At 35.1% G+C, this 12403-nt stretch carries 14 protein-coding genes; 13 read left to right on the top strand and 1 reads right to left on the bottom strand.

Annotated elements, in window-relative coordinates:
• Positions 1 to 181: 181 nt before the first annotated feature.
• The 8 genes from ACZZZI_RS07710 to ACZZZI_RS07675 all read left to right on the top strand — a co-directional run bounded on the left by ACZZZI_RS07710 (position 182) and on the right by ACZZZI_RS07675 (position 6441).
• Entirely contained in the window at positions 182 to 691 is a 510-nt protein-coding gene (locus ACZZZI_RS07710) for a phosphoribosyltransferase family protein (protein ID WP_316762573.1), read from the top strand.
• A gap of 32 nt (positions 692 to 723) precedes the next feature.
• Entirely contained in the window at positions 724 to 1362 is a 639-nt protein-coding gene (locus ACZZZI_RS07705; RefSeq protein ID WP_463489085.1) for a 1-acyl-sn-glycerol-3-phosphate acyltransferase, read from the top strand.
• Positions 1359 to 2456 (top strand): glycosyltransferase family 2 protein, encoded by a 1098-nt coding sequence (locus ACZZZI_RS07700; protein WP_424057813.1) that lies wholly within the window; start codon positions 1359 to 1361, stop codon positions 2454 to 2456. Before ACZZZI_RS07705 ends, ACZZZI_RS07700 begins: the two co-directional genes overlap by 4 nt.
• A complete protein-coding gene (locus ACZZZI_RS07695) occupies positions 2426 to 3082 on the top strand; it encodes a carotenoid biosynthesis protein (RefSeq protein ID WP_463489084.1) in 657 nt (218 codons plus the stop codon). Before ACZZZI_RS07700 ends, ACZZZI_RS07695 begins: the two co-directional genes overlap by 31 nt.
• Before the next feature lie 30 nt (positions 3083 to 3112).
• Positions 3113 to 3961 (top strand): 4-hydroxy-3-methylbut-2-enyl diphosphate reductase, encoded by an 849-nt coding sequence (locus ACZZZI_RS07690; RefSeq protein WP_316762561.1) that lies wholly within the window; start codon positions 3113 to 3115, stop codon positions 3959 to 3961.
• A 115-nt stretch (positions 3962 to 4076) separates the two neighbouring features.
• Positions 4077 to 4706, top strand: a complete 630-nt coding sequence (locus ACZZZI_RS07685; protein WP_316763136.1) for a fatty acid desaturase — start codon at positions 4077 to 4079, stop codon at positions 4704 to 4706.
• Positions 4707 to 4803: 97 nt separating this feature from the next.
• Positions 4804 to 5814, top strand: a complete 1011-nt coding sequence (gene hemH / locus ACZZZI_RS07680) for a ferrochelatase (protein ID WP_463489083.1) — start codon at positions 4804 to 4806, stop codon at positions 5812 to 5814.
• 6 nt (positions 5815 to 5820) lie between these two features.
• On the top strand, positions 5821 to 6441 hold the full coding sequence (locus tag ACZZZI_RS07675; protein WP_424057817.1) for an HAD family hydrolase: 621 nt from the start codon (positions 5821 to 5823) through the stop codon (positions 6439 to 6441).
• Between the two features lie 33 nt (positions 6442 to 6474).
• Here the strand turns inward: ACZZZI_RS07675 and ACZZZI_RS07670 are convergent, their stop codons facing one another.
• Positions 6475 to 7689: a 3-deoxy-D-manno-octulosonic acid transferase gene (locus tag ACZZZI_RS07670; RefSeq protein WP_463489082.1), complete on the bottom strand. Its 1215-nt coding sequence runs from the start codon at positions 7687 to 7689 to the stop codon at positions 6475 to 6477.
• A gap of 65 nt (positions 7690 to 7754) precedes the next feature.
• Between ACZZZI_RS07670 and ACZZZI_RS07665 the strand changes: the two genes are divergently transcribed.
• Genes ACZZZI_RS07665 through ACZZZI_RS07645 form a run of 5 tightly spaced genes read left to right on the top strand, consistent with a single transcriptional unit; the run spans position 7755 to position 12390 of the window.
• A complete protein-coding gene (locus ACZZZI_RS07665) occupies positions 7755 to 9065 on the top strand; it encodes a UDP-glucose dehydrogenase family protein (protein WP_316762550.1) in 1311 nt (436 codons plus the stop codon).
• Between the two features lies 1 nt (position 9066).
• Entirely contained in the window at positions 9067 to 10056 is a 990-nt protein-coding gene (locus ACZZZI_RS07660; RefSeq protein ID WP_316762548.1) for a UDP-glucuronic acid decarboxylase family protein, read from the top strand.
• A 2-nt stretch (positions 10057 to 10058) separates the two neighbouring features.
• Positions 10059 to 11081, top strand: a complete 1023-nt coding sequence (gene galE, locus ACZZZI_RS07655; RefSeq protein ID WP_463489081.1) for a UDP-glucose 4-epimerase GalE — start codon at positions 10059 to 10061, stop codon at positions 11079 to 11081.
• Positions 11082 to 11636, top strand: coding sequence for a hypothetical protein (locus ACZZZI_RS07650; RefSeq protein WP_463489080.1), 555 nt, complete (start codon positions 11082 to 11084; stop codon positions 11634 to 11636).
• A gap of 16 nt (positions 11637 to 11652) precedes the next feature.
• Positions 11653 to 12390 carry a tyrosine-protein phosphatase gene (locus ACZZZI_RS07645; protein WP_463489079.1) on the top strand — a complete coding sequence of 246 codons (738 nt, stop codon included), beginning with the start codon at positions 11653 to 11655 and terminating at the stop codon, positions 12388 to 12390.
• Positions 12391 to 12403 lie beyond the last annotated feature (13 nt).

The raw sequence follows: 12403 nt of genomic DNA, 5'->3' as shown, positions 1-12403 counted from the left end.
TTTAATTAAATGCTTCGGGTTTATTTTAATTTTTATGAGCCGAAATAGTGGATTGATTTTGTTTTTTGGTTAATCATTAGACGTTGCCATTGGCAAAACGTTGCAAACGATTTAAATTATTTTTGAAAATGCTTGAATTTAATCCTTAAAATCGTTCTTTTTGTATTCAAACCTTTTTGAAATGGCCGCATCGCAATTCCTTATTCTGAATAAAAAACAAATACAACAAAAAATAGATCGTATAGCCTACCAAATTTTGGAAGATAACCTAAACGAAAAAGAAATTGTACTTGCTGGAATTTGGGATAGAGGTTATAAACTGGCCTTAAGATTGGAAAAAGTGCTAAAAAAAATCTCTGACTTTAAACTCACCTTACTTCGCATCGATCTGGAAAGAGAAGCAAGTAAACTTATCGCATCAACAGATTTAGATGAAAGCCAGTGGAAAAACAAAGTAATTATTCTGGTTGATGATGTTTTAAACAGTGGAAAAACTTTAGCTTATGGCTTAGGTGTTTTCTTAAATACGCCACATAAAAAGATCAGAACCGTTGTACTTGTTGATAGAAGTCATAAAATTTTCCCGATTGCTACCGATTTTGTAGGACTGGAGCTGGCTACCATTTTAAAAGAACATGTAGATGTTGTAATGGATGTAGAAGGCGAGGAAGACAGAGTTTATCTGAGTTAAATCGAAGTTCATTTGCAATTAACCCCAATTTTTTGCAATTTCCCGAAATGTATCAGCCCCGAAGAAATACAATCATTCATAAATTTTTCAGCTGGTATATTCAATTCATTATAGATAAAGATTTCGCCGCTTTTAATTTTGATCGGGCAGCACTTAAAGAAGATTCATCCGTTTTAATTCTCGCAAACCACTTTAGCTGGTGGGATGGTTTCTTTATATTTTACATCAACAAAAAGATTTTTAAAAAGCAATTTCATGTTCTGGTAAATGCGGAGAACTATAATAAAGTTGGTTTTTTAAAATACCTTGGCGCCTTTGCTGCAGAACATAGTGGGAAAGATGTTTTAGAAACTTTAAATTATGCAGGTAAATTGCTCGATAATCCCGATAACCTGGTGTTAGTTTTTCCTCAAGGTAAATTGTATTCCAATCATTTAAAAAATATTTCTTTTGAAAAAGGCGTGATGCAAATGATTAATGCAAGCCAAAAGAAAATCAATATCATTTTTGCGGCTACCTTTATCGATTACTTTGCCAAACGAAAAGCATCGGCTTATACCTATTTACAAAACTGGGAGAGCGAAGAATACATTAGTTTGCAACTCCTAAAAAGTGCCTTCAATAAACATTACGATCATTCGCTTGCTAAACAAACAAAAATAACCGAATGACAGTTTTTATCTACGCTATTCTTATTTTTTTAGTCATCAGGTTTTCGGTTACTGTTTTTAACTTCCTTTCTAATCCGAGATTGCCCAGAGCGATAAAACATTATAAGGATAAAGTTTCGATTCTAATTCCTGCAAGAGATGAGGCCGAAAATATTCTTCAGTTACTTCAATCTATAAAAGAACAAGATTATTCTAATTATGAGGTTATTGTTTTAGATGATGGGAGTAAGGATGCTACATTTAATATCGTTAACGATTTCTCTAAAGAAAATCCTCAGTTTAAAGTGGTACGGGGAGCCGAATTACAAAAGAATTGGTTAGGTAAAAATTTCGCTTGTCATCAGCTTGCAGAAATGGCTAATGGCAAATATTTCTTATTTATTGATGCAGACGAGGTTATTAAAAGAGGTTTAATTAACAGCCTTATTTTCAGAATGGAAACGAACGAGTTAAGCTTGCTTAGTTTGTTTACCAACCAGCAAATGATAACAACGGGCGAAAAATTAACGGTTCCGCTAATGCATTTTATTTTGCTGAATCTTTTACCGCTTCGGCTGGTTCGGCTTTCTAAAAACCCAGCCTTTGCCGCTGCAAGTGGTCAGTGTATGTTTTTTAATGCCACTAATTATCGCGAAAACAACTGGCATTATCGGGTTAAAAACCAGGTTGTGGAAGATGTAGAAATTATTAAACAACTTAAACAAGAAGGTTTTAAAGTAGAAGCTTTATTGGCTAATGGGTTAATTTACTGTAGAATGTATAAAAACCTGGGCGAAAGTGTAAACGGGTTTAGTAAAAATTTACTTGCAGGTTTTGGTAATAACATCATAATATTATTACTTTACCAGCTTTTGGTAATTGTTGGGCCACTTATTTTAATTTTAAACCTTAATGTAAGTTTTCTGGTTTTACCACTAACATTAATTGTTTTAAGTAGATTAATGATATCTTTTTTATCGGGACAGAACGTGGTTTTAAATTTAGTTTTACACCCTTTACAGATGTTGTTTTTTTTCTTAATTTCAATGATTTCAATAAAAAATTATTTATTTAAAAAAGGCACATGGAAGGGCAGATTGATCAGGCAGATTTAAGAATAAAACGTTTGGCGGTCGCCGTTATCCTAATTTTTCATGCTGTCGGTTTGGTTGGTTTTTTAATTCCTGCTGCGCAACCGTATTTTATAAAATTAGTTCCTTTTCATCTTCTATTAATGTTTGCCGTTATTGTTTTTTCGTACAATGCAGATGTTAAAAGGCTTTTACTTTTTGTTTGTGGTGTATTTCTATGCGGGTTTTTGGTCGAAGTTTTAGGCGTAAAAACAGGTAAAATTTTTGGCAGCTATTATTACGGCACCACATTAGGTGTTAAAGTTGGTACAGTTCCACTGTTAATGGGCGTTAATTGGGTAATTCTAATCTTTAGCACAGGGCAAATGATAAAAAGCCTTAAAATTAGAAATGGCATTTTAGCTTCGCTTCTGGGTGGCTTGTGCCTGATCATTTTCGATTTCTTTTTAGAACCTGTAGCGATGAAATTCGATTATTGGCACTGGGATTGGCATAAAATTCCTGTTCAAAACTATATTGCCTGGTTTATTGTGTCGGTAATTTTACTGAAATTTTATTACGCTTTGGGGATTAAGCAGCAAAAGTATATCGGAACTACCATGTACATTTCTCAACTAATATTTTTTGTTGTCTTGTACATGACAAGATGATAGGATATTTTTGCTTAATTTTGCAATACAATGAGTTACAATTTACAAGTTACCATCGATAAATCATCAGGCTTTTGCTTTGGCGTAGTTTACGCTATCGAAATGGCCGAAGATATTTTGGCAAATGAAGGCAGTTTATATTGCCTTGGTGATATTGTACACAACGATGAAGAGGTGGAGCGCCTAACCAATATGGGGCTTAAAATCATCGATCATGAAGTGCTGAAAACTTTAAAAAACGAAAAAGTTTTAATTAGAGCACACGGTGAAGCACCTTCTACTTACATGCTTGCCCTAGAAAACAACCTTACATTAATAGATGCATCATGTCCTGTTGTTTTAAAATTGCAAAACAGGATTAAGAATTCTCACGATGATGAGGAACAAATCTTAATTTTTGGTAAACACGGGCATGCTGAAGTTATTGGCTTGCAAGGGCAAACCGATGGAAAGGCTATTGTTTTTCAGGATTTGGCAGAATTGGATCATGTAGAATTGCCATCAAAATTTACACTCTACAGCCAAACCACAAAAAGTGTAGATAAGTTTTATCATATAAAAGATCAGTTGTTATCTCGTGGTTACGAAGTTAAAGCGAACGATACCATTTGCAGACAGGTATCAAACCGTTACCAGGAATTAGAGAACTTTGTAAGCAACTACAATAAAATAGTTTTTGTTTCAGGTAAGAAATCATCAAACGGAAAAGTTTTGTATGATGTGTGCAAAAAGTATAATGAAAATTCTTATTTCATTTCTAATGTAGAGGAATTAGATCAAAATTGGTTTGCAGCGCATGATAAAGTTGGGATTTGTGGTGCAACATCAACCCCAATGTGGTTAATGGAAAAGGTTAAATCTGCGCTCGAGCAATACTAACCTAATTTACATTTTGTAAATCATTTTCTCGATTTTATTGTTTATCACAATAACTCATCATAAATATTTTTTGAAAACAGCCATAAACCTTACTGGATTTTTCATTGCCTTATCGGTGATTTTCTGCTGGTTCTGTTGTCTGTTTTTTCTTCTAAAATGGGATTTTTCATGGAGTAACCCACTTGTTTATTTAATGATTCTGGTGCAGATGCATTTATTTACAGGTTTGTTTATCACCGCCCATGATGCCATGCATGGTACAGTTTCATCAAACAAGATAATTAATAAGGTAGTTGGTTATACCGCAGTATTCTTGTACGCAGGCTTTTTTTATAATACACTTTTCAAAAAACACCACAAACACCATAACCACGTTCATACCAATGACGACCCTGATTTTGCGCCGCATGGCTTTTGGAAATGGTATTTAAGCTTTATGTTAAATTATGTAACCATTATTCAACTTATCATAATGGCGGTTGCGTATAATGTTTTAAAAATATGGATTGATGAAAGAAACTTACTGCTTTTTTGGGTTTTGCCATCGCTGCTAAGTACGTTTCAGCTTTTTTATTTCGGTACCTACTTGCCACATAAAGGTGAACACGATAACGAATACCATTCTTCAACCTTAAATAAAAATCATTTCATCGCATTTATAACCTGTTATTTTTTTGGTTATCACTTAGAACATCATCAAAAACCAGCAACACCCTGGTGGCAACTGTATAAAACGAAAAACTGATGGTAATTTGACTAAAAAATGTCGGCTATCATATTTTTGAGATAGGTTGAAAACAATAAAAAAACGATATTTGCGGCACAAAACATATTATTTATAAATGAGCAAAAAGGGAATTTTACTGGTTAATTTAGGAACACCTGATAGTCCTGCGGTACCTGATGTAAGAAAGTATTTAGATCAGTTTTTGATGGATGAAAGAGTAATCGATATTCCTGCATTTAACAGAACGTTACTGGTTAAGGGTATTATTGTTCCTTTCCGCAGTCCTAAAACAGCCAAGCTTTATAAAGAAATATGGAATGAAAATGGTTCGCCATTATTGTATTACAGTAGGTTGCAAGCTAAAATGCTGCAAGAAAAACTGGGAGATGATTACCATGTAGAACTGGCCATGCGTTATCAAAGTCCATCTGTTGCATCTGCTTTAGCAAATTTAAAAGCAGGCTTGGTAGAAAGCATTCAGGTAATTCCAATGTTTCCTCAATATGCTTCAGCAAGCACGGGTTCGGTAATGCAACTCGTTATGGAATTGGTTAGCAAATGGCCAACTGTGCCACCCATTTCTTTTGTTAATTCGTTTCATGATAATGAATTGATGATTGAGGTTTTTGCTGAAAACGCCAGAAAACATAACCCCGAAACTTACGATCATATTTTATTCAGCTTTCATGGTTTGCCTGAAAGACAACTTTTAAAGTGCGACCATACAGGTAACTATTGTCTTAAAAATGCAGATTGTTGCCAAACTTTAAACGACACCAATAAATTCTGCTATTCTGCTCAAGGGCACGACACGGCAAGATTAATCGCTCAAAAGCTAAATATTTCAAAAGATAACTATACCGTTTGTTTTCAGTCACGCCTGGGTAAAGAGCCTTGGGTTCAACCTTACACAACTGATGTTTTAAAAAGATTAGCTTCTGAAGGTAAAAAACGATTATTAGTTTTTAGTCCTGCTTTTGTAGCCGATTGCTTAGAAACCCTGTATGAAATTACAGTAGAGTATCACGAAGAGTTTAAGGCTTTAGGTGGCGAACATGTTCAGTTAGTGGAAAGTTTAAACGATAATCCGAAGTTTATTGATGCTTTGGCTGGAATGGTGAAGTAATATATTATGATTGATATACAACAAACAAGCGCAGATAAACTTAATAAACTAAGGGAACTTACTGCTGGTGATTACGAAGGTTTCTTATACGATTGTGATGGAACATTGGCTGATAATATGGAAGCGCATAGGTTATCGTATAAGCTTGTTGCTGCGAAGTACGGCTTCGATTTAGATACCGCAATTATTGATGAGTTAGCAGGTTGGCCAACCGTTTTGGTTGTAGAAGAAATTGCTAAGCGATATCAGGTACAACTCCCGGTAACTTTTGCTATTGAAAAATCAGAAGCTTTTTTTCAGAACTATATTGAGGCCACACTCCCTATAGAATTTGTAGCCGAGCACCTTAAAAATAATGTGGGTAAAGTTAAAATTGGTGTAGTTTCTGGCGGAAGCAGGAAAACGGTTGAGAAAACTTTAGCCGTAATTGGTTTGCTACCCTATGTTGAAGCTCTGGTTTGTGCAGGCGAAACAGAAAGAGGTAAACCTTTTGCCGATCCTTTTCTGGCAGCAGCAGAAATTTTAAATGTAAACCCGGCAAAATGTATGGTTTTTGAAGATGGAGAACCTGGCGTGCAAGCTGCTATCAGTGCAGGTATGGATTGGGTTAGGATAGATCAGATATAAGTTAAGTCTTCCCTACTTTAATTATCTACTACATTACAAATTAATATTCGACAGGATTATTTCAGTAGCACCTTGTTTACTGTTAACATATTTTTTTGCTGCAATTGATGATTCTTCATTTCGATTGAAATGCTCAAATGCGGCGATCAATTCTTCATTTGATGAAATGCTTTTTGCAGCATCAATGGCTATTAAATCTTTAGCCTCTTGAAACTTACTGTATTTAGGGCCGAAAATTACTGGCAAACCAAATGCCGCCGCTTCAAGTGTATTGTGTATTCCCGCACCAAAACCGCCACCAATGTAAGCCACCTTGCCATATTGGTATAGGGAAGAAAGCATGCCTATATTATTAATAATTAAAATCTGAGTTTCCGTGCCTGGAGTTTGAGATTTTAAATCCGAAAATTTTATCGCTTGCGGAAATAAAGCCTGAACGCTTTGAATATGGCTATCATCAATTTCGTGTGGAGCAATAATCAATTTCCAATCCAGGTATTTTGCCGCTAAACTGGTCAATAACTTTTCATCTTCCGGCCAGGTACTTCCGCAGACTAAAACAGGCGCAGCTGCACAAAAAGCTGCAATTTCTGGTAATTGTTTAGGCGCAACCGCGTTCTCAAATACCCGATCAAATCGAGTGTCGCCACTTATCGTTGCATTACTTAACCCAATTGATTTTAATAACAAATCACTTTCTTCATTTTGAACAAAGAAATGAGTAACACATTTTAATATATCCCTGTAAAAACCGCCATAACCCTTAAAAAAAATCTGTTCTTTTCTAAATATACCAGATATTAAATACAAGGGGATTTTGTTTTTATGCAGCGCTTTAAAATAGTAATACCAAAACTCATACTTGGTGAAAATGGCCATTTCAGGATTAATGATCTCAATAAATCGCTTCGCATTTTTGCTACTATCTAAAGGCAAATAAAAAATTCCATCAGCCAAAGCATAGTTTTTTCTGATCTCATATCCCGAAGGAGAAAAAAAAGTAACAATTATTTTTTTTTGAGGATGTAATGATTTTATTTTCTCTAAAACTGGTCGGCCTTGTTCAAACTCCCCTAAAGAAGCAAAATGAAACCATATGTTTTGGTTATTTGGGCTTACTTTTTCTGCTATCTGACTGAAAATCTGTTTTCTGCCCAAAATAAATTGTGCCGCCTTTTGATTAAAAAAGGCGAAAATCCAAATAATTAAGTTATAAAGTTTAATTCCTATTGTATAAAGTAAAAGCATTGATTGGATTTTATTATCTTCGTGGCAAGATAAAACGAAAATATATATAATCCCCTATTAAATATATGAAAATAGCCGTAGTTGGTACTGGATACGTAGGTTTAGTTACTGGAACCTGTTTAGCTGAAACAGGTAATAACGTAATTTGTGTAGATATAAATGAAGCAAAGGTGAAAAAAATGCAAAACGGCGAGGTTCCGATTTACGAACCTGGTTTAGATTTGCTTTTTCACAGAAACATTGAGCAAGGCAGATTACATTTCACCACAAATTTGGCGGAAGCAATTGAAGAAGCTCAAATTATTTTTATGGCATTGCCAACGCCTCCAGGCGGTGATGGTGCTGCAGATCTCTCTTACATTTTAGGCGCAGCGAAAGATATTTCTAAAATTATTAAGGAATATAAAGTAATCGTTAATAAATCTACAGTTCCTGTAGGAACTGCGGATAAAGTAAGAGCAGTTTTTGCTGAAAACACCGACATCGAAGTGGATGTAGTTTCTAATCCTGAGTTTTTACGCGAAGGTGTTGCTGTAGAAGATTTTATGAAGCCTGATCGCGTTGTTTTAGGAACAAAAAGCGAAAGAGCTACAAAATTAATGACCGACCTTTACGGACCATATGTTCGCCAGGGAAATCCGATTTTGTTTATGGATGAGCGTTCATCAGAATTAACAAAATATGCGGCTAACTCGTTTTTGGCTACAAAAATCACTTTCATGAACGAGGTTGCAAATCTTTGCGAGTTGGTAGGGGCCGATGTAGATGCAGTAAGAAAGGGAATAGGTTCTGACGAAAGAATTGGTAAACGTTTCTTGTTTCCAGGGATTGGCTATGGCGGTTCTTGTTTCCCTAAAGATGTTCAGGCATTGGTTATGGCGGCAGATGAGAATACCTACGATTTCCAGATCCTGAAATCAGTTATGGAAGTAAACGAACGCCAGAAAACAATTTTGGTTGATAAAGTTTTGAAATACTACAAAAATGATATTCAGGGTAAGCATTTTGCACTTTGGGGCTTAGCTTTTAAACCTGAAACAGATGATGTTCGTGAAGCACCAGCTTTATATATAATTGATGCATTAGTTAAAAACGGTGCAACTGTAACCGTTTTCGATCCAGAAGGAATGGCAAATGTTAAAGGTGTAATTGGCGATAAAGTTGAATATGCCGATAACCAGTACGATGCCTTGGAAAACGCTGATGCACTTTTAATTGCGACAGAGTGGTCTGTTTTCCGTAATCCTGATTTTGATAAAATGGATGCAACATTAAAAAACAAAGTGATTTTTGACGGACGTAACCTATACAGTCTTGAAAAAATGATTGATTTAGGATATTATTATAACAGCATAGGCCGTAAACTGGTAGATTAACATGAGCAATAAAAGAATTTTAATTACTGGTGCAGCTGGATTTTTGGGTTCACACCTTTGCGATCGTTTTATAAAAGAAGGTTATCACGTTATCGGAATGGATAACTTAATAACTGGAGATTTAAGCAATATTGAACACTTGTTTCATTTAGAAAACTTCGAATTCTATAATCACGACGTTTCTAAGTTTGTTCATATCCCAGGAACATTAGATTACATATTACACTTTGCATCGCCTGCAAGCCCGATAGATTATTTAAAAATTCCAATCCAAACCTTAAAAGTTGGTTCATTGGGTACCCATAACTTATTAGGATTAGCGCGAGCAAAAGGAGCAAGAATGCTTATCGCATCTACTTCAGAAGTTTATGGCGATCCAAGTGTAAATCCACAACCAGAAGAATATTGGGGTAATGTAAACCCAGTTGGTCCTCGCGGTGTTTATGATGAAGCAAAGCGTTTCCAGGAAGCCATTACTATGGCATATCATACGTTTCACGGTGTAGAAACACGAATTATTCGTATTTTCAATACTTACGGACCAAGAATGCGCTTAAATGATGGTCGTGTGTTACCTGCTTTTATTGGCCAGGCATTACGTGGCGAAGATTTAACAGTTTTTGGTGATGGAAGTCAAACCCGTTCATTCTGTTACGTTGATGATTTGATTGAAGGTATTTACCGTTTGTTAATGAGTGATTATGCGCAGCCAGTAAATATTGGTAATCCCGATGAAATTACGATTAAACAATTCTGCGAAGAAATTATCAAATTAACGGGTACTTCACAAAAAATAGTTTACAAAGAACTTCCTCAGGATGATCCTAAACAGCGCAGACCAGACATTACTAAAGCAAGGGCTTTATTAGGCTGGGAACCAAAAGTAGGTAGAGCTGAAGGATTAAAAATTACATACGAATACTTTAAATCATTGCCTGAAGAGGCTTTGGCGAAAATAGAACACAAAGATTTCCAAAAATATAATCGTTAAAAATGTCTAAAATTTTAGTTACTGGAGGCACAGGATATATTGGCTCCCATACAGTTGTAGAATTACACAATGCTGGATACGAAGTTGTAATTGTTGATGATTTATCGAACTCAAGTATTAAAATTTTAGATCAGATTGAATCGATAATTGGAATCAAACCTGAATTTCATCAATTTGATTTATGCGATACCCAAAAGGTAAAAGATTTTGCAGCAAAGCACACTGATATTACAGGTATCATTCACTTTGCTGCTTTTAAAGCCGTTGGCGAATCGGTAGAAAAACCTTTAAAATACTATAGAAATAACTTTTTTAGCTTAATCAATTTATTAGAGGTTTTTAATAAGAATATTGATTTTGTGTTCTCTTCATCTTGTACCGTTTATGGGCAACCAGATAGTTTACCCGTAACAGAAGCTGAAAAAGTAAAACCCGCAGAATCGCCTTACGGAAATACAAAACAAATTGCAGAAGAAATTTTAGTAGAAACTGCTGCGGTTACACCAGCTCTAAATATTGTAGCGCTTCGTTACTTTAATCCGGTTGGCGCACATAAAAGTGCTTTGATCGGTGAATTACCAAACGGCGTTCCAGCGAATTTAGTACCTTTTATTACACAATCTGCAATTGGAAAGCGTGGTCCGATTATGGTACACGGAAATGACTATAGTACCCTAGATGGAAGTGCGATACGCGATTATATTCATGTTGTAGATTTAGCGAAAGCACACGTAGCTGCAATAAAAAGATTAGAAGAAAAGAAATCAGCATCTAATTACGAGGTTTTTAACATCGGAACAGGTAAAGGTTCTTCTGTATTGGAAATTATTAATGCTTTTGAAAGTTCAACAGGTGAGAAATTAAATTACCAGATTGGCCCAAGAAGAGGCGGCGATATCGAAAAAATTTATGGCGATGTTAGCAAGGCTAAAGAATTATTAGGCTGGCAAACGGAACTGGATTTGAATGAAATGATGCGTTCTGCATGGGAATGGGAAAAATACATAAAGGCTAATCCTTTTTAAATGAAGCTTGCAGAGCACAAAGACTTAAAGATTGCTATAACAGATTTACCCGTTAAAGAAAAAGATAAGTTATTGCTGCGCTTAATTGCAAAGGATAAAGTGCTTACAGAACATCTTCATTACAAGTTGCTTGAAGATGAAAGTGATTTAGACCTTCGCAAAGAAAATATAAAAGCAGATATTGAAGCTCAGATCGCAGAGCTAAAAAAGCTGAATGTTAAGGAAGCGCTTGTTAAAGTTCGAAAAATGATAACAAGCGTTAACCACTTTTATAAAGTTACTAAAGACCCATTCGGGGAGGTTGAACTTAAGCTCTTTATCTTAAGTGTTATTCCATTAGATTATAAAAGATCGTTATTTGGCTACAAAGACTTTGGTTTTTTGTTTGCCACATATTACGTCAAAACCGTGTCTGTAACTTTAAATAAGTTTCATAAATTACACGAAGATCTGCAATTCGACTTATCAGAAACGATAAATCAGTTGCTCTCCAAAATTTATTCTTCTAAATTAGCAAGCGCTGCAGAAGAAGCGAATTTGCCTAAGGAAATTTAATTTATAAACTATTCTAATGTTCGGATTCTTTAAAAAGAAACAAATCGTTCCCGAATTTAATTTTTCGAATATCGGTATTGATATGCATTCGCACATTATTCCTGGTATAGACGATGGTGCTCAAACATTAAACGATTCTTTATTACTTGCAAAAAGGTTTAAAGCATTGGGTTTTAAAAAATTAATTGCAACGCCACATATTATGGCCGATTATTTTCGGAATACACCAGATACCATTAATCGGGGCCTGGATATTTTAAGAAAAGGACTGTATGAAATTCAAATAGATTTAGAAGTTGAGGCAGCGGCAGAATACTATTTGGATGAAACTTTGGAGAAAAAGATTAATCAAAAAGACGTTTTAACTTTTGGCGATAATTTTCTCCTTTTTGAATTGTCGTACATCAACCAGCCTCAAAATCTGGTAGAATTTATTAAGAGAATGCAAGATGCAGGTTATAAGCCTGTTCTAGCTCATCCTGAAAGATATCCTTATTATTACTCCTCTGTAGAAAACTATCATCAAATAAAAGAAACAGGCTGCCTTTTACAATTAAACTCTATTGCTTTAACTGGCTATTACGGTTCGGGAGCTAAAAAAGTAGCCGAAGAAATGGTCGAACATCACCTGGTCGATTTTATCGGCAGTGATATGCATCATTTAAAACACGCTAAAGCCTTAGAAGAAAGCTTAAATACAGCTGCGATGCAAAGCCTTTTAACAGTGCACCTGCTGAATAACGTTTTGCTTTAAATCTTCAATTTTT

It is taken from the genome of Pedobacter sp. AC190 (assembly GCF_979258025.1).
The sequence above is the reverse complement of the archived record's forward strand: the minus strand, read 5'-3'. Positions and strand labels throughout refer to the sequence as shown.

Coding starts and splice junctions, on each gene's coding strand:
- ACZZZI_RS07710 (WP_316762573.1), top strand. CDS start 182: ATGGCCGCATCGCAATTCCTTATTCTGAATAAAAAACAAATACAACAA.
- ACZZZI_RS07650 (WP_463489080.1), top strand. CDS start 11,082: ATGAAGCTTGCAGAGCACAAAGACTTAAAGATTGCTATAACAGATTTA.
- ACZZZI_RS07690 (WP_316762561.1), top strand. CDS start 3,113: ATGAGTTACAATTTACAAGTTACCATCGATAAATCATCAGGCTTTTGC.
- ACZZZI_RS07670 (WP_463489082.1), bottom strand. CDS start 7,689: ATGCTTTTACTTTATACAATAGGAATTAAACTTTATAACTTAATTATT.
- ACZZZI_RS07700 (WP_424057813.1), top strand. CDS start 1,359: ATGACAGTTTTTATCTACGCTATTCTTATTTTTTTAGTCATCAGGTTT.
- ACZZZI_RS07660 (WP_316762548.1), top strand. CDS start 9,067: ATGAGCAATAAAAGAATTTTAATTACTGGTGCAGCTGGATTTTTGGGT.
- ACZZZI_RS07665 (WP_316762550.1), top strand. CDS start 7,755: ATGAAAATAGCCGTAGTTGGTACTGGATACGTAGGTTTAGTTACTGGA.
- hemH (WP_463489083.1), top strand. CDS start 4,804: ATGAGCAAAAAGGGAATTTTACTGGTTAATTTAGGAACACCTGATAGT.
- ACZZZI_RS07695 (WP_463489084.1), top strand. CDS start 2,426: ATGGAAGGGCAGATTGATCAGGCAGATTTAAGAATAAAACGTTTGGCG.
- ACZZZI_RS07645 (WP_463489079.1), top strand. CDS start 11,653: ATGTTCGGATTCTTTAAAAAGAAACAAATCGTTCCCGAATTTAATTTT.
- galE (WP_463489081.1), top strand. CDS start 10,059: ATGTCTAAAATTTTAGTTACTGGAGGCACAGGATATATTGGCTCCCAT.
- ACZZZI_RS07675 (WP_424057817.1), top strand. CDS start 5,821: ATGATTGATATACAACAAACAAGCGCAGATAAACTTAATAAACTAAGG.